General features: G+C 72.2%; 22 protein-coding genes. 13 read left to right on the top strand and 9 right to left on the bottom strand.

The genetic code is table 11. From position 1 onward, the window contains the following. Positions 1-1,500: an APC family permease gene (locus tag ACU6WZ_RS21285; RefSeq protein ID WP_447029713.1), complete on the bottom strand. Its 1,500-nt coding sequence runs from the start codon at positions 1,498-1,500 to the stop codon at positions 1-3. A gap of 113 nt (positions 1,501-1,613) precedes the next feature. Here ACU6WZ_RS21285 and ACU6WZ_RS21280 point away from each other — a divergent pair, with 113 nt between their 5' ends. Further along, on the top strand, positions 1,614-2,225 hold the full coding sequence (locus ACU6WZ_RS21280; protein WP_447029711.1) for a TetR/AcrR family transcriptional regulator: 612 nt from the start codon (positions 1,614-1,616) through the stop codon (positions 2,223-2,225). A 27-nt stretch (positions 2,226-2,252) separates the two neighbouring features. On the opposite strand, the gene ACU6WZ_RS21275 is transcribed toward ACU6WZ_RS21280, so the two are convergent. Continuing rightward, positions 2,253-5,249: a bifunctional [glutamine synthetase] adenylyltransferase/[glutamine synthetase]-adenylyl-L-tyrosine phosphorylase gene (locus ACU6WZ_RS21275; RefSeq protein WP_447029710.1), complete on the bottom strand. Its 2,997-nt coding sequence runs from the start codon at positions 5,247-5,249 to the stop codon at positions 2,253-2,255. A 183-nt stretch (positions 5,250-5,432) separates the two neighbouring features. Here ACU6WZ_RS21275 and ACU6WZ_RS21270 point away from each other — a divergent pair, with 183 nt between their 5' ends. Together ACU6WZ_RS21270 and ACU6WZ_RS21265 are read left to right on the top strand one after the other, a co-directional pair. Then, complete coding sequence (locus ACU6WZ_RS21270) at positions 5,433-7,772, top strand: PIG-L family deacetylase (protein ID WP_447029709.1); 2,340 nt, start codon at positions 5,433-5,435, stop codon at positions 7,770-7,772. 92 nt (positions 7,773-7,864) lie between these two features. Then, positions 7,865-8,368: a pyridoxamine 5'-phosphate oxidase family protein gene (locus tag ACU6WZ_RS21265; RefSeq protein ID WP_447029708.1), complete on the top strand. Its 504-nt coding sequence runs from the start codon at positions 7,865-7,867 to the stop codon at positions 8,366-8,368. A 63-nt stretch (positions 8,369-8,431) separates the two neighbouring features. Here ACU6WZ_RS21265 and ACU6WZ_RS21260 read toward each other — a convergent pair whose 3' ends face one another. Further along, positions 8,432-9,166: an SAM-dependent methyltransferase gene (locus ACU6WZ_RS21260; protein WP_447029707.1), complete on the bottom strand. Its 735-nt coding sequence runs from the start codon at positions 9,164-9,166 to the stop codon at positions 8,432-8,434. 161 nt (positions 9,167-9,327) lie between these two features. Between ACU6WZ_RS21260 and ACU6WZ_RS21255 the strand changes: the two genes are divergently transcribed. From ACU6WZ_RS21255 to ACU6WZ_RS21245, 3 genes are all read left to right on the top strand, one after another. Next, positions 9,328-9,759, top strand: coding sequence for a VOC family protein (locus ACU6WZ_RS21255; RefSeq protein ID WP_447029706.1), 432 nt, complete (start codon positions 9,328-9,330; stop codon positions 9,757-9,759). Between the two features lie 121 nt (positions 9,760-9,880). Continuing rightward, a complete protein-coding gene (locus ACU6WZ_RS21250; protein WP_447029705.1) occupies positions 9,881-10,792 on the top strand; it encodes a CAP domain-containing protein in 912 nt (303 codons plus the stop codon). Positions 10,793-10,802: 10 nt separating this feature from the next. Continuing rightward, positions 10,803-12,374, top strand: a complete 1,572-nt coding sequence (locus tag ACU6WZ_RS21245) for a sigma-70 family RNA polymerase sigma factor (protein ID WP_447029704.1) — start codon at positions 10,803-10,805, stop codon at positions 12,372-12,374. 42 nt (positions 12,375-12,416) lie between these two features. On the opposite strand, the gene glnA2 is transcribed toward ACU6WZ_RS21245, so the two are convergent. Next, positions 12,417-13,778, bottom strand: coding sequence for a gamma-glutamylpolyamine synthetase GlnA2 (glnA2, locus tag ACU6WZ_RS21240; protein WP_447029703.1), 1,362 nt, complete (start codon positions 13,776-13,778; stop codon positions 12,417-12,419). A gap of 297 nt (positions 13,779-14,075) precedes the next feature. Here glnA2 and ACU6WZ_RS21235 point away from each other — a divergent pair, with 297 nt between their 5' ends. The 3 genes from ACU6WZ_RS21235 (at position 14,076) to ACU6WZ_RS21225 (ending at position 16,819) form a co-directional block, all read left to right on the top strand. Further along, positions 14,076-14,477, top strand: a complete 402-nt coding sequence (locus ACU6WZ_RS21235; protein WP_447029702.1) for a MerR family transcriptional regulator — start codon at positions 14,076-14,078, stop codon at positions 14,475-14,477. Between the two features lie 282 nt (positions 14,478-14,759). Then, positions 14,760-14,963, top strand: coding sequence for a cold-shock protein (locus ACU6WZ_RS21230; protein WP_164265153.1), 204 nt, complete (start codon positions 14,760-14,762; stop codon positions 14,961-14,963). Between the two features lie 332 nt (positions 14,964-15,295). Then, on the top strand, positions 15,296-16,819 hold the full coding sequence (locus ACU6WZ_RS21225; RefSeq protein ID WP_447029701.1) for a DEAD/DEAH box helicase: 1,524 nt from the start codon (positions 15,296-15,298) through the stop codon (positions 16,817-16,819). Positions 16,820-16,862: 43 nt separating this feature from the next. On the opposite strand, the gene ACU6WZ_RS21220 is transcribed toward ACU6WZ_RS21225, so the two are convergent. Together ACU6WZ_RS21220 and ACU6WZ_RS21215 are read right to left on the bottom strand one after the other, a co-directional pair. Further along, positions 16,863-17,360 carry a DUF6328 family protein gene (locus ACU6WZ_RS21220; protein ID WP_447029700.1) on the bottom strand — a complete coding sequence of 166 codons (498 nt, stop codon included), beginning with the start codon at positions 17,358-17,360 and terminating at the stop codon, positions 16,863-16,865. Beyond that, positions 17,357-17,740, bottom strand: a complete 384-nt coding sequence (locus ACU6WZ_RS21215) for a hypothetical protein (protein ID WP_447029699.1) — start codon at positions 17,738-17,740, stop codon at positions 17,357-17,359. Before ACU6WZ_RS21215 ends, ACU6WZ_RS21220 begins: the two co-directional genes overlap by 4 nt. A 187-nt stretch (positions 17,741-17,927) precedes the next feature. Between ACU6WZ_RS21215 and ACU6WZ_RS21210 the strand changes: the two genes are divergently transcribed. Continuing rightward, complete coding sequence (locus ACU6WZ_RS21210; RefSeq protein ID WP_447029698.1) at positions 17,928-18,317, top strand: VOC family protein; 390 nt, start codon at positions 17,928-17,930, stop codon at positions 18,315-18,317. A 40-nt stretch (positions 18,318-18,357) separates the two neighbouring features. On the opposite strand, the gene ACU6WZ_RS21205 is transcribed toward ACU6WZ_RS21210, so the two are convergent. Beyond that, positions 18,358-19,323, bottom strand: a complete 966-nt coding sequence (locus ACU6WZ_RS21205; protein WP_447029697.1) for an LLM class F420-dependent oxidoreductase — start codon at positions 19,321-19,323, stop codon at positions 18,358-18,360. A gap of 96 nt (positions 19,324-19,419) precedes the next feature. On the opposite strand from ACU6WZ_RS21205, the gene ACU6WZ_RS21200 reads away from it, so the two are divergent. The 3 genes from ACU6WZ_RS21200 to ACU6WZ_RS21190 all read left to right on the top strand — a co-directional run bounded on the left by ACU6WZ_RS21200 (position 19,420) and on the right by ACU6WZ_RS21190 (position 21,297). Next, the gene (locus ACU6WZ_RS21200) at positions 19,420-19,869 is read left to right on the top strand and encodes a hypothetical protein (RefSeq protein ID WP_447029696.1); all 450 of its coding nucleotides are present in this window, start codon (positions 19,420-19,422) and stop codon (positions 19,867-19,869) included. Positions 19,870-19,939: 70 nt separating this feature from the next. Next, positions 19,940-20,587 carry a thioredoxin-like domain-containing protein gene (locus tag ACU6WZ_RS21195; protein WP_447029695.1) on the top strand — a complete coding sequence of 216 codons (648 nt, stop codon included), beginning with the start codon at positions 19,940-19,942 and terminating at the stop codon, positions 20,585-20,587. Then, on the top strand, positions 20,587-21,297 hold the full coding sequence (locus tag ACU6WZ_RS21190) for a DUF305 domain-containing protein (RefSeq protein WP_447029694.1): 711 nt from the start codon (positions 20,587-20,589) through the stop codon (positions 21,295-21,297). The genes ACU6WZ_RS21195 and ACU6WZ_RS21190 overlap by 1 nt, the downstream gene beginning before the upstream one ends. On the opposite strand, the gene ACU6WZ_RS21185 is transcribed toward ACU6WZ_RS21190, so the two are convergent. Next, entirely contained in the window at positions 21,266-22,168 is a 903-nt protein-coding gene (locus ACU6WZ_RS21185) for an alpha/beta fold hydrolase (RefSeq protein WP_447029693.1), read from the bottom strand. The genes ACU6WZ_RS21190 and ACU6WZ_RS21185 overlap by 32 nt on opposite strands. Further along, positions 22,165-22,881 carry a DUF998 domain-containing protein gene (locus ACU6WZ_RS21180; protein WP_447029692.1) on the bottom strand — a complete coding sequence of 239 codons (717 nt, stop codon included), beginning with the start codon at positions 22,879-22,881 and terminating at the stop codon, positions 22,165-22,167. The genes ACU6WZ_RS21185 and ACU6WZ_RS21180 overlap by 4 nt, the downstream gene beginning before the upstream one ends. Positions 22,882-23,014 lie beyond the last annotated feature (133 nt).

The raw sequence follows: 23,014 nt of genomic DNA, 5'->3' as shown, positions 1-23,014 counted from the left end.
TTAGGGGTGGGGGTGCTCGGGGTCGGGGTGCTCGGGGTGGTCGTCCGGTTCGGCGGCGAAGGCCGCGTACACCTCGGGCCTGCTGCGGCGCAGGCGCAGGGCGATGGCGATGCCGACGAGGAAGACCGCGGGGACGAGGGAGACGAGGACGACGTTGATGCCGGCTGTGGCGCCGGAGAAGAGCTCGACGTTCGCCGCCACCAGGGTCAGCGCGCAGGTGAGCAGCACGGCGGCCACGGCGGGGGCGACGACCGTGCGCCAGGGGCTCTCGGTGTGGCTGATGCGCCGGAAGTAGAACGGCACGGCGACGGCGGCGAGCAGCTGGAGCGCCATCAGGCCGATCATTCCCGGGGTGTTCACCCACAGCAGGAGCTGGGTGTACGGGTCCGCGCCGGCCAGTGCGAAGGCGAGGACGACGACCAGGCCCAGCGCGGTCTGCGCGGCGCCGGCGCGGTGCGGCGAGCGGTGGCGGGGGTGGACCTTGCCCAGCGCGGCGGGCAGCACGCCTTCTTCGGCGAGGGAGAGCCCGTACCGGTTGATGGCGTTGTGGAAGGCGAGGAGGGAAGCGATGACGCTGGTGACGATCAGGATGTGCATCAGGTCGGCGGCCCAGCCGCCGACGTAGGTGGTGATGGCGGCGAAGAAGAGGCCGCCGGGGTCCTCGGTCGCGGCCTGGACGACGCGGTCGGAGCCGTACGCCTGGATGACGGTCCAGACGACGAAGGCGTAGAAGAGGCCGAGGAAGGCGACGGCGATATAGGTGGCGCGGGGGATCGAACGTCCGGGGTCGCGGGCCTCGCGGCGGTAGATGGCGGTCGATTCGAAGCCGGTGAAGGCGGCGAAGGCCACAGCGAGGACGGCGACCATGCCGGGCGCGACGATGTTGCCGGGGGCGAACGAGTCGGCGCTGAGGCCGCCGTGGGCGCCGCCCTCCAGCAGGACCCCGCCGGCCAGCAGTACGAGGATGCCCGTCTCGGCCACGAGCAGCACGCCGAGGATCTTGGCGCCGAAGTCGATGGACCGGTAGCCGAGGTACCAGGTGAGCAGCAGGCCGGCGATGGAGACCGGGAGCCAGGGGATGTCGATGCCCCACAGGGCGGCGACGGTGTCCTGGGTGGCGCTGCCGAGCAGGCCGTAGACGCCGATCTCCATGCCGTTGTAGCCGATGAGGGCGAGCAGCGCGGCGCCCATGCCGACGGGACGGCCGAGGCCGCGGGTGATGTAGGCGTAGAAGCCGCCGCCGTGGCGGACGTAACGGGTCATGGTGGTGAACCCGACGGCGAAGATCGCGAGGGTGATGCCGGCCATGAGGTATCCGGCCGGCGCTCCGATGCCGCCGAGCATGATGGCAAGCGGGGCGACACCGGCCATGACGGTGAGCGGGGCGGCGGCCGAGACGACGAAGAAGACGATGTCCGAGGTGCCGAGGGTGGCGCGGCGGAGGGTGGGTGTGGGGGTGCCGGGATCGGCGGGTGGCTCACTCTTGAGGGTCGCGGACATACGGAGAGAGGCCCTTCTGCGGTACGGCGGGGCAGAAACCTAAAGGCTTTCGGTTTCGGCAATGTAGCCTCCGCTTGGGCATCCGGGAAGACCTGAGAACGAGGAGCATCGGCATGGGCCGGCCGCGCACACCACTGCTCGACAGGGAGCGCATCACCACGACGGCGCTCGAACTCGTCGATGAGCAGGGCGAGTTCAGCGTTCCGCAGATCGCTCGGCGGCTCGGGGCGCAGACGGGGTCGGTGTACCACCATGTGGACGGCCGGGACGGCATCGTCGAGCTGCTGCGGGTGCGGGTCACCTCCGCGATCGACACCTCGACGCTGGACCTCCGCCCGTGGGACAGGGCGATGGCCGCCTGGGCCCGTTCCTACCGGGCCGCCTTCGCCGCCCACCCACGGGCGATCCCGCTGCTCATGACGTCACCGGTACGCGCCCCGAAGGTCCTGGACCACTACGAGCGGGCGGTACGGCTGCTGCTGGACGCGGGCTTCGCCACGGCGGACGTGATGGTGGTGATCAGCGCGCTGGAGAACCTGGTGCTGGGCTCGGCGCTGGACATGGCGGCGCCGGAGACGATGTGGGAACTCCCGGACGAGACGACGACGCCGGGCCTGGCCGACGCGCTGGCGGCAGCGGGACCCGGCCGCACCCACGCGGCGTTCGAACTGGCCCTGGGAGCGTTCATCGCGCGGTGCGGCGAGTTGCTGCGGACGGAGCGGTGACGCCGGCGGGGCTCGCCTCCCGGCCGCCTACCCCCCGTAGAACAGCTCCTCCACCACCGCCCGCGCCCGCCGCGTCATACGCCGGTAGTCGTCGAGCATGTCCCCCACGTGCCCGGCCTCGTACCCCAAGTACCGGGCGACCGCACCCAGTTCACGCCCGTCCGAGGGGAACGTGTCGCCCGCCCTCCCCCGCACCAGCATCACCGCGTTGCGCACCCGCGTCGCGAGGACCCACGCCTCGTCGAGCACCGACGCGTCCTCCGTCACGATCAGGCCCGCCGCGTGCGCGGCCGCCAGCGCCTCACGGGTGCGGGTCGTGCGCAGGCCCGGTTCCGCCCAGGCGTGCCGCATCTGGAGCAGCTGCACCGTCCACTCGACATCGCTCAGACCGCCGCGCCCCAGCTTCGCGTGCAGCGTCGGGTCCGCGCCGCGCGGCAGGCGTTCGGACTCCATACGTGCCTTCAGCCGCCGGATCTCGCGGACCGCGTCGTCGCCCAGGCCCTCCGCCGGGTAGCGCAGCGGGTCCGCCAGCTCGATGAAACGGGCGCCCAGTTCCGTGTCCCCCGCGATCGGTTCGGCGCGCAGCAGGGCTTGGCTCTCCCACACCAGCGACCACCGCCGGTAGTACGCCGCGTAGGAGGCGAGCGTACGCACCAGGGGGCCGCTCTTGCCCTCCGGCCGCAGGTCGGCGTCGATGAGCAACGGCGGGTCGGCGGTGGGGAGTTCGAGCAGCCGTCGCATCTCGGAGACGACCGTGTTCGCGGCCCGCGACGCCTCGTGCTCGTCGACGCCCTCGCGCGGCTCGTGGACGAAGAGCACATCGGCGTCGGAGCCGTAACTCAGCTCGTGCCCGCCGAACCGCCCCACCCCGATGATCGCGAACCGCGTCGGCAGCTCGTCGCCCCACCGCTCCCGCACGGCCGCCCGCAGCGCGCCGGCCAGGGTGGCGGCGGTCAGGTCGGTGACGGCGTTGCCGACCCGGTCGACGAGGGCGCCGTGGTCCTGCTCGGCCGGGTTCTCCTCGGTGCCGTACGAGCCGATGAGGTCCGCGGCGGTGGTACGGAACAGCTCCCGGCGGCGTACGCCCCGCACCGAGGCGACCGCGCCCTCGGCGGTGTCCGCGCGCCGGACCGCCGCCAGCACCTCCTGCTCCAGATGCGCCCGGCCGCGCGGTTTCAGCCCCTCGGGGTCGCCGAGCAGGTCGACCGCCTCCGGGGCGCGCAGCAGCAGGTCGGGGGCGAGGCGGCCCGCCGACAGGACGCGGGCCAGGTTCTCGGCTGCCGCGCCCTCGTCCCGCAGGAGGCGCAGGTACCACGGGGTCTTGCCCAGTGCGTCCGACACCTTGCGGAAGCCGAGCAGCCCCGCGTCCGGGTCGGCGGAGTCCGCGAACCAGCCCAGCAGCACGGGCAGCAGGGTGCGTTGGATGGCCGCCTTGCGCGTGACACCGGACGACAGGGCTTCCAGATGGCGCAGCGCGGCGGCCGGGTCGGCGTAACCCAGTGCCTCAAGGCGCTGACCGGCCGCCTTCGGGCTGAGCCGGATTTCGCCGGGTGCGAGCTGGGCGACCGCGTCGAGCAGCGGCCGGTAGAAGATCTTCTCGTGCAGCCGCCGGACCACCGCGGCGTGCCGCCGCCAGGCCCGGTTGAGTTCCGCGACGGGCTCTGTGCGCAGGCCCAGCGAGCGCCCGAGCCGCCGCAGGTCGGCCTCGCCCTGCGGCACCAGGTGGGTGCGGCGGAGCCGGTGGAGCTGGATGCGGTGCTCCATGGAGCGCAGGAAGCGGTACGCCTCGTCGAGCTGCGCGGCGTCCGTCCGGCCGACGTAACCGCCCGCCGCGAGCGCCCCGAGGGCGCCGAGCGTCGACCCGCTGTGCAGCGTCGCGTCGCTGCGTCCGTGCACCAACTGCAGGAGCTGTACGGCGAATTCGACATCGCGCAGGCCGCCGGGGCCCAGCTTGAGTTCGCGGTCGACCTGCGCGGGCGGGATGTTGTCGACGACGCGACGGCGCATCTTCTGCACGTCGGGGACGAAGTTCTCGCGCTCAGCGGCCTGCCACACCAGGGGCGACACGGCCTCGACGTACTCCTCGCCGAGCGCCAGGTCACCGGCCACGGCCCGCGCCTTGAGCAAGGCCTGGAACTCCCAGGTCTTGGCCCAGCGCTGGTAGTAGGCGAGGTGGCTGGAGAGGGTGCGCACCAGCGGCCCGTTGCGCCCCTCGGGCCGCAGGTTCGCGTCGACCGGCCAGATGGTGCCCTCGGTGTTCGTCTCGGAGCAGATCCGCATGAGGTGGGAGGCGAGGCGGGTCGCGGCCTTGATCGCGTTCTCCTCGTCGGCGCCTGCCGCGCCGTCGGCCGGTTCCGCTACGAAGATCACGTCGACGTCGGAGACGTAGTTCAGCTCGTGGCCGCCGCACTTGCCCATCGCGATGACGGCGAGGCGGCAGGCGGCGGCGTCCTCGGGGGCTGCCGCGCGGGCGATGGCGAGCGCGGCGCGCAGGGTCGCCGTCGCCAGGTCGGCGAGTTCGGCGGCCGCCTGGGCAACGTCGGTCGTACCGCACACGTCACGGGCGGCGATCGACAGCAGGCAGCGCCGGTAGGCGACCCGCAGCGCCACCGGGTCCGTCGCGTCGGCGAGGTTCCGCTCGAATTCGGCGACCCCCGGGTGCAGGTCGGCCGCCTCGTAGGTGACGAGCGCCTGCCAGTCGCGGGGGTGGCGGGCCAGGTGGTCGCCGAGCGCCTCGGAGGCGCCGAGCACCCCGAGCAGCCGGTCGCGCAGCGGCTTGGCGGAGACGAGCGTGTCGAGGAACACATGCCGCTCGTCCGTGACCTGCGCCTCGGCCAGCCGCACGAGTCCGAGCAGCGCCAGGTCGGGGTCGGCGGTCCGGCCGAGCGCGTCGAGGAGCACCGGATCGCTGCGTACGGCGGCGAGTTCGGGTGCGTCGAGCAGCCGCTCGGCTGCGGCCGGATCGGTGAAGCCGTGCCGGAGCAGCCGCGAGAAAGTACTGCTCCTGCGCCCGGGCGCCGACATTTTGCCTCCTGCTGCGACCGTACAATCGACCGGTCAAGGTCCGGCTCACGAGCCTATCCGCTGGAGCTGACGGGGCCTCTTCGCAGCCACCGCAGCGACATTGTGACCATGACATATACGCAGTGACACACCGCAGTGACCCAAACGCAGTGACACGTCCAACGTCGCCGGATTTCGCCTGCGATGAACCCGACACCCCGTTTCACCCCACTGCTGCTCAACCGTCAGCGCAGTGACAGCGCCGTCCTGGGCGCCAGGTCCGTACAACCGTGCAGCGTCGCACGCCCACCGCACACCGAAAGCACCTTCTTCATGTCGCCCAGGGCACACCGTTCCCTCGCTTCGTCGCGCCGCGCGCTGGTCAGCACCCTGCTGGCGGCCCTCCTCGCGACGGTGGCGGGCATCCACATGGCCGACTTCGCCGTTCCCGCCGCGGCCAGGGCGGGGTCGTCCTCCGGGACCGGGGCGGCCGAGCTGAAGCCGGCCCGTGCCTCCGGCGAGTCCGTGGTGCAGATCGTGTCGCACCCGGACGACGACCTGTTCTTCATGAACCCGGAGCTGAGCCAGTCCATACGCTCCGGGAAGCCCCTGACGACGATCTTCCTCACCGCGGGCGAGGCGGACGGCATAAACGCCCCGCGCGGCCGCGCGTACGCCGGTATACCGCTGCCCGCCGCCGACACCGCCCGGTACGCCGAGGCCCGGCAGAACGGCATACGTGCCGCGTACGCGGAGATGGCCACCGGCGACCGCACGAGCGGCTGGCGGCGCTCCGCGATCCGCACGGCGGGCGGCGGCTGGGCGGAACTCGACACGCTGAACGCGCGCCCGCAGGTCAGCCTCGTCTGGATGCAGCTGCACGAGGCGGGCAACAGCGCCGCGGACCGGCCGCACAGCCTGCACGGGCTGTGGGACGGCCGGGTGGGCGCCCTGGAGTCGCAGCTGTCGTCGGGGACGCCGGTCGCGGAGGACTTCGCGTACACCAGGGAGCAGGTCGTGCGGAGCGTCCAGGGGCTGCTGGAGCGCTTCCGGCCGACGTTCGTGCGGATGCTGGACCCGACGAACGGCCGCGAGGCGACGCCGCACGTGATGGCGGACCACCAGGACCACATGTACGGCGCACGCTTCGCGCAACTGGCGCTCGCGCGGTACGGCGGGGCCACCGACGGCCACCCCCATTTCACCGTCCAGAACTACCTCGGCTATCTCAACGGCCGGCTGCCGCACGTGCTGGACCCGGCGGCCCTGCGGGAGAAGCTGCACACCCTGAAGACGTACGCGTGGACGGAGTACCCCAGCAACTACTGCGGATCCGAGGCCGGCTGCGGCGACCGCAAGGTGGCGGCGCGGCCGGCGGGCCACGGCTGGGCGCCGGGCATCCGCCACTCGCGCAACACCAGCACCTCCTGGCTGCTGGGTGGTGAGCGGGCGGGCGAACTGTGGGCGTTCTCGGTGCTCGATACGCGGCTCGCGGTGTGGCACCGGTCGCCGGGCGGGAGGGGCGGCGCGAAGGGTGCGTGGGCGGGCCCCCGGCTGGTCGGCGGCACCGGCCTGGACAGCGGCGTCGTCTCGTCGAAGCTCCCGGACGGCCGGATCGCCCTCTTCGGCACCCGCACGTCGTTCGACGGACCCGGCGGCTACCGCCGTGACGTCGTGACCATGGTGCAGCGCACCCCGGGCGGCGCCTTCGGCGACTGGCAGTCGCTGGGTCTCCCGCAGCCGGCGCCCGCCCCCGGCGTGGTCGGGGCGGGCGCCCCGGCCCTGGACATCAGCGCCCCGGCGGTGGCCGTGGACCGTAGCGGACGCTCCACCGTGTACCTGCGCGACGGGGGCCACGGCCTCAGCGCGCGTACGCAGCGCCCCGACGGCACCTGGGCGCCGTGGCGGCCGCTCGGCGGCCGGGGCCTGCACGGCGACCCGGCCGTGGCCACCGACGCGGCGGGGCGGCAGCACGTGTTCGCGCACACACTCACCTCGGCTGTCGCCTGGACCCAGGACGCGGCGGGCGCCCCGATGGCGGGGCCCCTGCCCACGGGGCTTCCGGCGACCACCCTGCCGCTGACCGCCGTGGTGGACGGCGACGGCGTACGCGTGTACTTCCGCAAGCCGGGCTCCGGCGCGGTGCTCTCCGCCCGGTTCGGCGGCGCGCGGCGCGCCGCCACGCAGGCGTCCCCGGTCACCGACCTCGGCGGCCGGGCGGGCTTCGGCCCGGTGGGCGCCGCCGGGCCGGTGCTGGCGGCCCGCGACGGCGCGGGCCACCTCGCCGCCGCGCTGGTCCCGGCGGATCCGGGCGGGAGCCCCCGGTGGAGCCGGGGCGATTTCCTCTTCGCCGGGGCTCCCGCGGTCACCACCGACGCGGCGGGGACGCCCTGGGTCGCCGCGGTGGGCCTGGACGGACGCCTGCGCTGGAGCAGCCGGGGCTCCGGCGGCGCCACCGCCCCCGCGGTACGGCAGGCGGTGGGCGGGGCGCCACCCGTCACCCGGACGGCGGTGGCCCGCCCACCGGCTGCCGCGAGCCGCTGAGTGACTCCGATGATGACCCGCTGAGTTTCGCTTCCGCAGGCGGTCTGCCTTCCTGAGAGGGACAGACCCCGAGCGAGAGGAAACCGACCGTCATGGATCCGCAGACCCGGCTGGACGCCCGTTACAGCGACGAGGAGGCGACGGCCGCCTCGTGGCCGGACGCGGTGGCGCGCCTGGCGGCGGCTGAGCTCTTCTGGCTGACGACGGTACGTCCCGACGGCCGCCCCCACGTCACCCCGCTGCTCGGCGTCTGGCTCGACGACGCCCTGTACTTCTGCACCGGTCCGGCGGAACGCAAGGCGAAAAACCTCGCCGCGAGTCCGCACGTCGCCCTGACCACCGGCGCGAACACACTGCACGAGGGCTTCGACCTGGTGATCGAGGGCAAGGCGGCACAGGACACCGACGAAGCCCGCCTGCGGCGCCTGGCGGCGGCGTACGCGACGAAGTACGGCCCGGAATGGCACTTCGACATCGTGGACGGGGCTTTCCACACCCAGAGCACCGGCCGGGCCCTGGTCTTCCGCGTCGAGCCCACCACGGCCTTCGGCTTCGGCAAGGGCGTCTACAGCCAGACCCGCTGGCTCTTCCGCTGACCGGGCCGATACGGGCTGACCCGGCCGATACGCGGCCTACGCGGCCTACAGGACCTTCGGGGCCTACGGGGTCGCCCGCAGCACCAGCGTAAGAAACCCGAAACAGCTCCGGTACCCGCGCAGCCACTCCGACCGGTGCTGGGCGGCCACCGCCAGGGCCTCCCCGGACAGCGGGTCATCGGGGTGGTCGAGGGCCCATTCCGCCAGATCGCCGGTCCAGTGCCACTCGTAGTCGTCCAGCTCCCGGCGGGTGCTGAGGTGCCCGAACACGGGTGTCCAGCCGTCGGCGGTCACCCGGTCCATGGTGGTGGCCAGATCGTCGTACTCACCGAGCATCCGCCGCGCCTCGTCGCCGGGTTCGGCCTCCCAGTAGGCGTCGCCGACGAGCACCCGCCCGCCGGGCGCCAGGTGGGGGCGGGCGGCGGCCAGGGTGGCGAGCAGCCCGCCGAAGGCGTGCGCGGCACCCACGCTGAAGACCACGTCGAAGTCCCCCTCCGACGGATACGTCCCGGCGTCCGACTCATGCAGCGTCAGCCGCCCCCCGACACCTCGCGCCTCAGCCCGCTCGCGGGCCTCCCCCAGCGCGTCCGCCGATACGTCGACCCCCACGGCGGTGACCTGTGGCTGCGCGGCCAGGGCCCGTACGAGCCATTCGGCCCGCCCGCACCCCAGATCGAGCAGCCGCTCGTCGCCCCGGACCACGGCGCGTTCGAGCAGCCGGCGCACGGATTCGTCGTCGAGAGGGGCGGCGATCGGGTGACGGGCGTGGGCCAGTTGCGACATCAGTGATCGGCTCATCCGCGCACCTTCTCACTGCCTTCGGAGCCACCGCACGCCCTTTCCCGCTGCCGCACGCCTGCAGTACGACCGACGCACGCCTTCGGATACCACTCGCGCTGCCCGCAAGTCATGGGCACACTTCACTCCTCTGTACTCGTCTGCCACAGGAGGCACTCGCCATGGACTGGACGCTCGAAGTGATCGTTCTCCCCGTCACCGACGTGGACCGGGCCCGGGACTTCTACCGGGACAAGGTCGGCTTCAACGTCGACTTCGACAACCGGATGGACGGCAACATGCGGCTGGTCCAGCTCACCCCACCCGGCTCCGGCTGCTCCGTGGTGATCGGTGAGAACATCCCCGACCCGGGTCCCGCCCCGAAGCCCGGCTCGTACCAGGGCCTCCAGCTCGTCGTCTCCGACATCAAGGCGGCCCACGCCGAGCTGGTGGCGCGCGGCCTGGAAGTCTCCGACCCGGTGGAGTACGCCCCGACCGACGGCGGTACCTTCATGCATTTCAAGGACCCGGACGGCAACGGCTGGTCGGTGCAGGAATACCGCGTACGGGCCACCGATCCGCTGCACCAGGTCCTGCGCCCCAAGACTTCGTAGGTGCCGCGGCGAAAAACTTCTGCGAAACATCTGCGCGATTTCTGTTATCGGCGACGGGCGGCCGGGTCTCCTGAGTGTCAGGCCGGCCACCGCCGGCCCCCCACACCGGAAGTTGACCCGCGTGAACCGTGAGCCGCAGCCCCCGCAGCACAGCCAGGACCCGATCCCCGCACGGCCCGCACGGCACGGCCGCCGCAGCGGCGCGCACCGCAGCCGCACGTCCCGGCGCGGCGGCGTCACAGCGGCCGGAGCGGTGGCCCTGATTGCCGTCGCGGGCGGCGGTTACGGCGCCGTCCAGGCGCTCTCGGGCTCCGAAACACCGCAGGCGCGGGGCTCCGCGCAGTCCGTGGCCGCACCGGATGTGCTGCGCGCCGGCGGAGGGCCGTCCCCGTCCGCCACCGCGTCGGACCGTACGACCGCCACCCCGTCCGGCAGAGCGACCGCGTCCCCCGCCGAGCGCGGCGCCACCGCGAAGGCGACCCCCGCCAAGGCCAGGAAGGCGCAGGCCGAGGAGAGCCGCACCACGGCCCCCGCCGTGGCCCCTTCCCCGGCCGCCGCCCCGCGTCAGACGCCCGCTGCCCGCGCCGGAGCGGGCTCGGGCAGGTTCAGGCGGGCCCCGGCGGCGAGCACCCCCGCCGGCGGGACGGCCGGGGGGCTCGCGCAGCAGGTCGTCGAGATGGTGAACACGGAACGGGCCAAGCAGGGTTGCTCCCCCGTCACCCCCAACGCGAAGCTGCGGGCGGCCGCCCAAGGACACTCCGACGACATGGCGGCCCGTAGCTTCTACGATCACTCGACCCCCGAGGGCGTAGGACCCGGCAAACGGATAGCGGCTGCCGGATACCGCTGGAGCACGTACGCCGAGAACATCTTCAAGAGCCCCAGGGACGCCCGCACGGCGATGGACGGCTGGATGAAGAGCCCGGGGCACCGCGCCAACATCCTGAACTGCGCCTTCAAGGAGATCGGCGTCGGCATCAACATGAGTTCGAACGGTCCCTGGTGGACCCAGAACTTCGGCGCCTCTTCCTGACATGGCGGGCGTGGAACGGGAAGCCGAGGCCCCGGTGGTGGCGGCCGCAGCGGCCGGGGACGGGGAGGCCAGACAGCTGCTGCTGGCGGCGCATCTGCCGCTGGTCTACAACGTCGTCGGCCGGGCGCTCCGCGGGCACACCGACGTGGACGACGTGGTGCAGGAGACCATGCTGCGCGCCCTGAACGGGCTCGACGGCCTGCGGGACCCGGAGGCGTTCCGGTCCTGGCTGATGGCCATCGCGATGAATCAGGTACGCCGGCACCGGTCGGCCGGCGCGCGCCCGCCGGCCGACGCGCTCGAACGTGTCCGGGAGGTAGCCGACCCGGCGGCCGACTTCGTGGAGCTGACCATCTGGCGGCTCGGCCTGTCGGGGCAGCGCCGTGAGGTGGCCGAGGCGACGCGCTGGCTGGACGCCGACGACCGGGAGCTGCTGGCGCTGTGGTGGCTGGAGGCGGCCGGGGAGATCACCCGGCGGGAGCTGGCCGGCGCACTGGAGATCGCCCCGCGCCATGCGGCGGTGCGTGTCCAGCGGATGAAGGAGCAGCTGGAGGCCGGGCGGCTGGTGGTGCGGTCACTGGCGGCCGTCCCGGGATGCGCCGGTCTGCAGCCGCTCACCGCGTTGTGGGACGGGGGTCCGTCCGCGCTGTGGCGCAAGCGCATCGCCCGGCACGCCCGCGACTGCGCGACCTGCGCGGGGCGGTCTGGGGATCTGGTGCCGGCGGAGGGGTTGCTGGCGCGCTTGAGCCTGGTGCCGCTGCCGCTCTCGTTGTCGGCGCCGGACGCGCTGGACGCGCACGCGACGGCGAGCACGGGGCTTGTCGCGGCGAGCCCGCCGCCGCCCGTATCGCCCGGCGGGGCCCCGCCGCCGCCCGTATCGCCCGGCGGGGCCCCGCCGCCGCCGACAGCGCGACGACCCGGGCCGCGTACGGCCGGGGCGGTGGCAGCCGTGGTCGTCGCGGCCGCCGCCGTCGCGCTGTGGCCCTGGGGGGCCGCCGAGGCACCTTCGGCTCCGGCTCCGGGGGGCGCTCGGCCGCAGCAGAGCGCCTCGGCCTCCGTCTCCGTCTCCGTACGCCCGCCGCAGGAACCCAGCGCCGACGCCACGCCGTCCGGCACGGCTCCGACGCGCGCGCCGGAGCCCCCACCGCCCACCACGCCGACCCCCGCACCGCCGGCAACGCGGGCGCCCGCCCCCGCACCCGCGGGCATCGAGCAGCAGGTCACCGACCTGGTCAACGCCCGGCGGGCCCGAAGCGGTTGCCCGCCCGTGCGCCCCGACCCGAAGCTCCACGCGGCGGCCCAGCGGCACGCCGACGACATGTCGGCCCGCGGCTACTTCGCGCACACCGGCCCGGGCGGCGCCGATCCCGGCGCGCGGATCACGGCGGCCGGGTACGCGTGGAGCGCCTGGGCCGAGAACATCCACCGCGGCCCCACCACCGTCGACGCCACCGTGGCCGGCTGGATGAGCGACACCGCCCATCGGAACAACATCCTCGACTGCCGCTTCACGCACATGGGCATCGGCCGGTCGAGCGGCCCGGGCGGCCCCTGGTGGACCCAGGACTTCGCCGCCCGCTGACGACCGGGCCGCCCCCGACGAAGGGGGCGCCCCACGGCCGGGCTACAGCACCGGCAGGTTCTTCCGCAGCTCGAAGGCGGTGACCTCGGAGCGGTACTCCTCCCACTCCTGCTTCTTGTTGCGCAGGAAGAAGTCGAAGACGTGCTCGCCGAGCGTCTCGGCGACCAGCTCGCTGCGCTCCATCAGCGCGATGGCCTCGCCGAGGTTCTGCGGCAGCGGCTCGATGCCCATGGCGCGGCGCTCGGCGTCGGACAGCGCCCATACGTCGTCGTCGGCGCCCGGCGGCAGCTCGTAGCCCTCCTCGATGCCCTTGAGACCGGCGGCGAGCAGGACGGCGTACGTCAGGTACGGGTTCGCGCCGGAGTCGATCGAGCGGACCTCGACCCGCGCCGAGCCGGTCTTGCCGGGCTTGTACATGGGCACGCGGATCAGCGCGGAGCGGTTGTTGTGGCCCCAGCAGATGTACGACGGCGCCTCGCCGCCCGAGCCCGCGGTGCGGGTCGAGCCACCCCAGATCCGCTTGTAGGAGTTGACCCACTGGTTGGTGACGGCGGAGATCTCGGCGGCGTGCTTGAGCAGGCCGGCGATGAAGGAACGGCCGACCTTGGAGAGCTGGTACTCGCTGCCCGACTCGTAGAAAGCGTTGCGGTCGCCCTCGAAGAGGGAGAGGTGGGTGTGCATGCCGGAGCCGGGGAACTCCGAGAACGGCTTCGGCATGAACGTGGCCTGCACGCCCTGTTCCAGCGCCACCTGCTTCATGACCAGGCGGAACGTCATGATGTTGTCGGCGGTCGACAGCGCGTCGGCGTACCGCAGGTCGATCTCCTGCTGGCCGGGGGCGCCCTCGTGGTGGCTGAACTCGACCGAGATGCCCATGGATTCGAGCATGGTGATCGCCTGGCGGCGGAAGTCCATGCCGACGTTCTGCGGGGTGTGGTCGAAGTAGCCCGAGTTGTCGGCGGGGGTGGGCCGGGTGCCGTCGAGGGGCTTGTTCTTCAGCAGGAAGAACTCGATCTCGGGGTGGGTGTAGAAGGTGAAGCCGAGGTCCGAGGTCTTGGCGAGGATCCGCTTCAGTACGTAGCGCGGGTCCGCGAAGGACGGCGAGCCGTCCGGCATCAGGATGTCGCAGAACATGCGGGCCGTACCGGGGGCCTCGGCGCGCCAGGGCAGGATCTGGAAGGTGCCCGGGTCCGGCTTGGCGATCATGTCCGATTCGTATACGCGGGCGAAGCCCTCGATCGCGGAGCCGTCGAAGCCGATGCCCTCGTCGAACGCCTGCTCAAGCTCGGCCGGGGCCACCGCGACCGACTTCAGGAAGCCCAGTACGTCGGTGAACCACAGGCGCACGAACCGGATGTCGCGCTCCTCGAGCGTACGGAGCACGAATTCCTGCTGCTTATCCATGTCGTCTTCCTACCCATCCTTGCCGGTCGAGCCGCCTGCTCCCACGCCTCGGTCGCACGTCGGGGCACTTGAGCATCCCACCACACGGTTTCCAACACGTTGCGGCCCCTCGGGCAAACACGGGACACACGGCCGCCGCCATCAGGGTGTACGACCTGCGCCGCCTCTCCCATAGTGCCCACGGAGCGCGGGGGCGAATGCAGGCCGGCGCCGTGCTGCCGCGCCGACGGCGGAAAATCTGTCCTGGCGGGTGCAGACATGCCACACTCGTACTGTTCGCTCCACTCGCTTCAGAAGATGGTGCAAGTGACCGCTGAGACCCACCGCAACACCACCCACCGCAACAGCACCGACCGCGGCAACACCCGGGCAGACCTCTTCGACGACGACGACTTCCCCGCGTACACCATGGGCCGGGCGGCCGAGATGATCGGCAGCACACCGGCGTTCCTGCGGACCGTCGGCGACGCACGACTGATCACCCCGCTGCGTTCCGACGGCGGCCACCGCCGCTACTCGCGCTACCAGCTGCGGGTCGCGGCCCGGGCCCGGGAGCTGGTCGACCAGGGCACCCCCATCGACGCCGCCTGCCGGATCGTCATTCTCGAGGACCAGCTGGAAGACGCGCTGCGCATCAACGAGGGGCTGCGCGAGGCTCGCACAGCCCGCAGGGACGACACCACGGGCCAGAATATCTAGTGCCGCAGCAGCAGAATTTGAAGCGGGCCGCCTGGAGAGTTTATGACCGGGCGGCAGCGGAAGCACGGATGTGACGAAAGACCTCCCGTCACGCCCGCCGCCCCGTGCTACATTGGATCTCAGTTGCAGTTGTGGTTCCCAAAACTTCAAGTGCTCCCGCAGCTTCGACGCTGTGGGCGCACTTTCGTATTTCCGGCTTTATTCCGGACGGGGCATCATCGCGGCAACGCGACTCGGGGTCCGCACAGGGCGGGCTCCGGCACTGCTCCAAAGGAGAATGACATGGCTTCTGGCACCGTGAAGTGGTTCAACGCAGAAAAGGGCTTCGGCTTCATCGAGCAGGAGGGTGGCGGCGCTGACGTCTTCGCCCACTACTCGAACATCGCCGCCCAGGGCTTCCGTGAGCTCCAGGAAGGCCAGAAGGTGACCTTCGACGTCACGCAGGGCCAGAAGGGCCCGCAGGCCGAGAACATCGTTCCCGCCTGACGCTGACGCGTACTACACGATTCGGGGCCCGCACCTGAGGGTGCGGGCCCCGTCTCGTTGCTTTGAATCGTTGCCCCGACTCGGCCGCCCCTCTTGCGCGGCCGACTCCCACGCGGTCGGCCACGATTCTCGTCGCCCCGCCCCTTCCGCGCCATTTCCGGCGCGGATTCCAGCCACTTCGAAGCTCCCGGCCCAACGGTTTTCAACCTTTTCGGACCGGCTTCATTTCGGCTTTTTATTTTCCGGCTCGTTCTTGCGATTCCGTACGGCAGTCACATCTCAGTCACTGCTGCCCGGAATTCCTCGATACGTGCCCATCGAGGAAGGTTCAGATGAACCGCGCAGCACGTTCGAACGACCGTGAACGATTTTCCCGTACCCGCGCCGGCGGCAACTTCGCCGGCCGTACCAGCGACCGCGGCGAGCGCTTCCGCCCCGCGGCGCCCCGCTCCTCCGGCGGCTACGCCGGCTCGGGCCGCCCGGCTCAGCGCCGGTCGTCCGCGCCGCAGGGCGAGTTCGCCCTGCCGACCGGCACCTCTCCGGCACTGCCCGCAGTCGAGGCCTTCGACGCGCTGGACATGCCGGCGCCCCTGCTCGCGGCGCTCACCGCGCAGGGCGTGACCGTGCCGTTCCCGATCCAGGGCGCCACCCTGCCGAACTCGCTGACCGGGCGCGACGTCCTGGGCCGCGGGCGCACCGGCTCCGGCAAGACCCTTGCCTTCGGGCTGGCGCTGCTGGCCAGGACGGCCGGGCAGCGCGCAGAGCCGCGTCAGCCGCTGGCCCTCGTACTCGTCCCCACCCGTGAGCTGGCCCAGCAGGTCACCGACGCGCTCACCCCGTACGCCCGCGCCGTACGGCTGCGGATGACCACGGTCGTCGGCGGCATGTCGATCGGCCGCCAGGCCGGCGCGCTGCGCAGCGGCGCCGAGGTCGTCGTGGCGACCCCGGGCCGGCTCAAGGACCTGATCGAGCGCCGTGACTGCCGCCTGGACCAGGTGAAGATCACGGTGCTGGACGAGGCCGACCAGATGACCGACATGGGCTTCATGCCGCAGGTCACCGAACTGCTCCAGCAGGTCGCTCCGAGCGGCCAGACGATGCTGTTCTCGGCCACCCTGGACCGCAATGTCGACAAGCTGGTGCGCAACTACCTGACCGACCCGGTGGTGCACTCGGTCGACCCGTCGCAGGGCGCCGTCACGACGATGGAGCACCACCTGCTCCATGTGCACCCCGCCGACAAGCAGGCCACGGCCACCGAGATCGCCGCCCGCGACGGCAAGGTGATCATGTTCCTGGACACCAAGCACGCCGTGGACCGGCTGACCCGCGACCTGCTGGCAAGCGGTGTACGGGCGGCCGCGCTGCACGGCGGCAAGTCGCAGCCGCAGCGCACACGTACCCTCGACCAGTTCAAGAGCGGTCATGTGACGGTGCTGGTGGCGACGAACGTCGCGGCCCGCGGCATCCACGTCGACAACCTCGACCTGGTCGTGAACGTCGACCCGCCGACCGACCACAAGGACTACCTGCACCGCGGCGGCCGTACGGCCCGCGCCGGTGAGTCCGGCAGTGTCGTCACGCTGGTGCAGCCCAACCAGCGCCGCGAGATGTCCCGTCTGATGCAGGCGGCGGGCATCACCCCGAACACCGCCCAGGTCCGTTCCGGCGACGCCGAGCTGACCCGGATCACCGGTGCACAGGCGCCCTCGGGTGTGCCAGTGATCATCTCGTCGCCGGTCAGTGAGCGGCCCAAGCGCAGCGCGTCCTCGCAGCGTGGGCGCCGCAGCGCTCCCGCGCAGTCCCGGCGCCGGGCGTACGGCAGCAGTGGCGCCGGCGGGCGCGGCGCCGCGTAGCACCTGGGCAACCCCTCGTGTCGCGGGCAGGGAGTGACTTCGGTCACTTCCTGCCCGCTTCTCTGTGTCTGGCCCAGGCAGGCAGCGCGAACCAGCACAGGACGAACCACACCAGCAGCCCCACGACCAGCCACAGCGCCAGGGTGTCATCGATGGCGACACGCAGAACGAGCAGCAGGGCCGAGGTGATCGTGCCGAGCAGCAGGAAGAGCGCGACGACGGTCAGCCGCGAGGCCCAGATCACCGTCTGGGGCTTGATCCGGCGGCCCGTGACCAGGCGGTGCAGGGAGACGGGCCCGATCAGGGCGCCCACCGTCGCCGCTCCCAGCACGACGGTGACGACGTAGATGGTCAGGTTCGTCGTCGACAGGTCGTCGAAGCGGGGCTGGAAGACGACGGTGAGCAGAAAGCCGAAGAGGATCTGTACGCCGGTCTGCGCGACCCGTAGTTCCTGGAGGAGATCGGCCCACCGCCGGTCGGCCCGTTCCTCCTCGGTCTCGTCGCGGCCGTGCCGTGGTTCCCCGGCCTTCGTGTCGGTCACGGCGACGTTCCGGGTCCGCTCTCCAGCCGCAGCGTGATCTCCTTCTCCTGGTCGCCGGAGGCCGACCCTCCCTCCTGTACGGCGAAGGCCGCGGCGAGCTGCTCGCGCAGCGTTTCCACCGCGCGGTAGCCGCCCTGGACGGTGACCGTCACGGGGGAGGTCAGCCGGGCGGGGGAGGCGTTCTCGCGTACCTCGAACACGTCGTAGGTGGCGCTCCACACCATCGGCCGGCCGCCCGCGCCGTTGCCGGGCGCCTCGTCAGCCGCGCGGTCGGACTCGAAGGCTGTACACAGCGCGCCGAAGACGGCGTTGGCGTCTTCCTTGGAACTGCCGGTGACTTCCACGTGGACCTGGGTTCCGGAGTGTTCCGTGCTGTTCACAGTGAGGCTCTTTTCTCTCATTCGTCCGCGGATTCCCAGGCTCGCCCCGCCCGGTCGCGTGCGCGACCCGAGGCGCGCGGGCGGGCCCGGCTGCGGCGGTTCGTGTGCTTCGTGTGTCCCCGCACTGGGCGGGTATGCGGGTCAATGGCCATCCGGCCGCTGCCGCCTGCGGAAAGTGGGAGAGCACATGACGGTCGTCAAACGCCCTGTCCTGGTCCTGGACTGCGCGCAACCCGAGGAACTCGCGGAGTTCTACGCCGGGCTGCTGGACGCGGAGGTCCGGACCGGCGCCCACCCGGACTTCGTCGAGGTCGTCGGCCAGGAGGGTGTCCAGCTGACGATGCGCAGGGACCACGGCTACGCCCCGCCCAGCTGGCCACGCCCCGAGGACTCCCAGCAGGCACATCTGCGGATCCTGGTGCGGCGCGGCGACATGGACGAGGCGGAGCGGGACGCGGTGAGTCTTGGTGCCCGCCCGGTGGACACCAAGAACAACAGCGGCCCCAGCGACGAACGGGTCTACTCCGACCCGGCCGGGCACTCCTTCACGCTGGCGCTGATGGACCCGTCCAACTGATCGGAGCCCGCGCAGGCCGATCGGAGTTCTCCCAGCCTGGTCAGAGTTCGCACAGCGCCGGCAGGAGTTCCTTCTCGGCCCAGTCGATGAACGGCTGCTGGTGGCCGCCGCCGATCTGGACCAGTGCGATCTCCGTGAAGCCGGTCTCGGCGTAGGGCCGTACGGCGTCGACGAAAGCGGAGACGTCCGGGCCGCACGGAATGGACTCCGCGATGTCCTCACGCCGTACGAACTGGGTGGCCCCGGCGAATCCGGCGGGTCCGGGCAGCTCGGAGTTGACCTTCCAGCCGCCGCCGAACCAGCGGAACTGGTCGTGGGCGCGGGCGATCGCCGTGTCCCGGTCGGTGTCGTAGCACACGGGCAGCTGGCCGACGCGGGGCTTTCCCGTACCGCCGTGCCGGTCGAAGGCGTCCACGAGTTCGCGCTTGGGCTCGGTGGCGATGACGAGGTCGCCGAGCCGTCCGGCGAGCGAGCACGATGTCTCGCCGGACACAGCGATACCAATCGGCGGCGGCTGGTCGGGGAGGTCCCAGAGACGGGCGTTCTCGACGTCGTAGTGGGTCCCGTGATGGCTCACGTCGCCGCCGGCGAACAGTGCGCGGATGATCTCGACGGCCTCTTCGAGCATCTCCAGGCGTACGTGCGCCGCGGGCCAGCCGGCGCCGACGACATGCTCGTTGAGGTTCTCGCCGGAGCCGAGGCCGAGCCGGAACCGGCCCTCGGCGAGCAGTTGCATGGTCGCGGCCTTCTGGGCCACGACCGCGGGGTGGTAGCGGACCGTCGGGCACGTCACGTACGTCATCAGCGGGATGCGTGAAGTGGCCTGGGCCGCCGCGCCGAGCACGCTCCACGCGTAGGGCGCGTGGCCCTGCTCTCCGAGCCAGGGGAAGTAATGGTCCGAGGTCACGGAGAAGTCGAAGCCGGCGCGTTCGGCCGCGACGACATGGTCGACGAGATCGCGGGGGCCGGCCTGCTCGGTCATCATCGTGTATCCGATTTGCACCATGAAAGACGGGTTGCCGATCGCCGGGGCCGAAACATCCGTCTCCGGGGAGACAACCGGTATGCCACACGGGCCTTCGGCCGCATTACGCTTCCGCCCATGGGGGCACTGCGGCGATCCCGCACCGGGCGCATCACGCGCACCACCCGCCCCACGGCGCTGCTGAGCGCCGTGGCGGCGCTCCTTGCCGCGATCTTCGTCTGTCTGGGCTCCCAGGACTCGGGTCCGGGTGCCGGGGCGGAGCCCGGGCCTCTTGCCGGCGGCGGACCCCGGCAACAACACGTGGCGGTCGCGGAACACGGGGCGGTATCGGCGTACGGGGCGGTCGCGTCGTACCGCGGCCCCGCGTACCTCTGCCCGTACGACTCCCGGCACTGCGGCGCCTTCCCGCACCTGTCCCCCGCCGTGCTCACCGCGCCGCCCCCGGCCACCGAGGTGAGCGCCGAGCCGCAGCGCCTCGCGCCGCCCCCCGACGCCCGCCCGGTCCGCGACACCGACGCACTCGCCCGGGCGCCGGGGCGTCATGTCCTTCAGGTGATGCGGACCTAGGAGGGGGTGTCGGCCCCATCCGGATCCGCTAATCCCCCCAACCCCTTTCAGCAGGCGAAGGACTTACACCATGGCTTCCAACAAGACCGCCAACGCGTCACGCAAGTCCCGAATAGAGGAGATGCGCCGCGCCGAGCAGGCCCGCGAGCGCCGCAACCGGCTCATCGCGATCGTCACCAGCGCGGTCGTGGTGGTCGGCCTCGTCGGCTTCGGTTCGTACGTCTTCCTCCAGGAGTCGGACGAGAAGGAGAAGCGGGAGAGCCAGGCGAAGGCGCCCGTGAAGGGCGAGGAGACCTGGGACGCGAAGAAGCTGGGACGCAATCACGTCGCCAAGGAGGTCTCGTATCCGATGACGCCTCCGGTGGGCGGGGACCACAGCCAGGCGTGGATGAACTGCGACCGGGATGTCTACAAGAAGGAGATCCCGAACGTCAACGCGGTGCACTCGCTGGAGCACGGCGCGGTGTGGGTGACGTACAACGACAAGGCGTCGGACGCCGACATCAAGAAGCTCGAAGCCAAGGTCGGTGGCACCTCGTACTCGCTGATGAGCCCGGTCAAGGACCAGAAGGGCGCGCTCATGCTCAGCGCCTGGGGCAAGCAGGTGACGGTGGACAGCGCCACGGACCCGCGCGTCGACCAGTTCTTCACGAAGTACGTCCAGGGGCCGCAGACGCCGGAGCCCGGAGCGGCGTGCACGAACGGGATCGGCCAGTGATGACGCGTACGTACTGGGCCGCGATCACGGCCGTCGTCCTCGCGCTGCTGTTCGCCGCGGGGGCCGTCACGGTGGCGTCCGGGAGCGCTGACGACAGTGCCGCTTCGGCGGCGGCCGCCCCGGCCGGCGGCTCCGCGGATGCCGGTTTCGCCCGTGACATGTCGGTGCATCATCAGCAGGCCGTCGAGATGTCGTTCATCGTGCGCGACCGCACGAAGGACGAAGAGGTGCGCAGGCTGGCGTACGACATCGCCAACACCCAGGCCAACCAGCGGGGCATGATGCTGGGCTGGCTGGATCTGTGGAGTCTGCCGAAGGTCGCTCCCGGTGAGGAGCCGATGGCCTGGATGGGCTCCGACGACTCGGCGGATGACGGCGGCAAGAACGGCGGCGAGAACGATGGCGGGCACGACGGCCACGGGACACACGGAACCCAGGACAGTGGTGACGGGTCGCTGATGCCCGGCATGGCGACCAGGGCGGAGCTGGCGAAGCTCGCCGATGCGGACGGCAAGCAGGCGGAGATCCTCTACCTCCAGCTGATGACCGACCACCACAAGGGCGGCGTCACCATGGCGCGGGGCTGCGCCGACCGGTGCGAGGTCGCCGCCGAGCAGTCGCTGGCGCAGGGCATGGTCGACGCCCAGGAGTCGGAGATGGCGCTGATGGCCGACCTGCTCAAGGCACGGGGCGCGGCCCCGCGTTCCTGACCACGCCTGGCCGGACCGCCCGGACCGCCCCGACCACCGCGTCGGGGCGGTCCAGCATCATCAGATGCCCCGAGGGCTCGATGGTTTCGAAGTCCGCCCCGAGGGCTGCCGCCAGGGCCCGCTGGCGCTCCAGCCAGCGCAGCGACCAGCGGCCTCCGCTGCCGTCGTACGCCGCGAGGACCGTGACCGGGCTGCCCGCGGGCAGCGGGCAGCTCTCGCGCAGGGCGAGGAGTCCGGCGGCGACCGCGCGGTAGTGGGTGTTCTCGCGCTGGACCCCGCGCAGGACGCGGGTGGTGCGGTAGCAGCAGCGTACGAGCGCGGGGGGAGCCGGGTCGCCGGCGTTCCCCGCGCGGCCGGCCCGCACCAGCGCGCGGCGCGCGAGGGGGCCGAGCGCGGCCGGGGCCCCGGCCGCGGACAGCGTCGCGGCGAGCGCGCGGCCGGCGGCGGTGCGCAGGGCCGGGGCGGCGGGCATCCGGGCGTGCTCCTCGACGCTGGAGTCGACGAGGACGACCCCGGCCGTACGGGCGGGGTGCAGCCGGGCGAACGCCTCCGCGTGAAACCCGGCGACGGAGTGGCCGACGACGGTGGCGGGCGCTTCGGCCAGCCCCAGCGCGTCGAGGACCCCGGCGATACGGTGCCCCTCCCCGGCGGCGGTGGGTGGCGCGGAGCCGGGTGCGGCGGCGCTCAGGCCGTGGCCGGGGCGGTCGAACCGTACGACCGTGTGCGACGGAGCCAGGAGCGCCGCCACCTGGTCCCAGTCGAACCAGCTCATCCCGAGACCCGCGCTCAGCACGCACACCGGGCCGCTGCCTTCGACGACCACGTGGTGCGCGATGCCGCCGATCCTGAGGAAAACGCCGGTCGAGGTCACTCGTACAGCTTCTCTCGTACCACCGGCATGTGCGTCGCTGACATGCGCCGCACGGACAGCGCGAGTACGACGAGCCAGACCGCCACGAGCAGCACCTGGAGCCGCTGCCCCGCCCCCAGCAGCCAGTTGCCCGCTCCGGCCTCGAAGGCGGCGACGGAGGCCAGGGTCCAGACGGTGGCGGCCAGTTCGGCGCCGGCGATCAGGTGTCCGATACGGGCGAGGAGCGAGCGGGGGCGCCGGCGGCGGGCCGCGACCGTGAGCGCCACGACGGCGACCACCGCCCCGGTCATGGCGAGGCCGCTGCTCCAGGCGTGCGCCACGTGCGTGGCGGGGACGAGCCCGGCGGTTTCGTCGGCGACGCAGCGGGCGTCCAGGGTGGGCGCGCAGCTCAGCGGCAGCCGGGAGTCGGTGGCGGTGAAGGCCCCGAAGAGGGCGAGGGCCGCCCAGCCGGTGACCTCCCAGCGGCCGCGCGGGCGGCAGCAGGCGAAAGCCGCCGACGCGGCGGCCAGGACCAGCAGGCCGGCGACGAGGTCGGTGGTGCGGAAGAGGCCGCCGAACGGCTGGTCGGCGGCGGCCAGTTCGCTGACGTAGGAGCGCAACGGGTCGAGGCCGGTCGCGAGCACGGCTTCGAGCAGCCAGACGGTGTAGGCGACGGCGCCCAGCAGCAGGAGGACGGCGACGGGCCGGGTACCGGCGGGTGGATCAAGGGGCATAGTGGGCTGAACGCTACTCCGCCGCCGCACCGCTAATCTCACCGAACTCACATTCGTATTTCTGGGTTCCTCCGGGCTGCCGCGCTCCCAGTAGGCCGACGGACGCCCGCCGGGACATCGCGTCAATGTGACG

The sequence above is a fragment of the Streptomyces hypolithicus genome, assembly GCF_052934925.1.
Note: the sequence above shows the minus strand (reverse complement) of the source record. Positions and strands in the feature narration are given on the sequence as shown.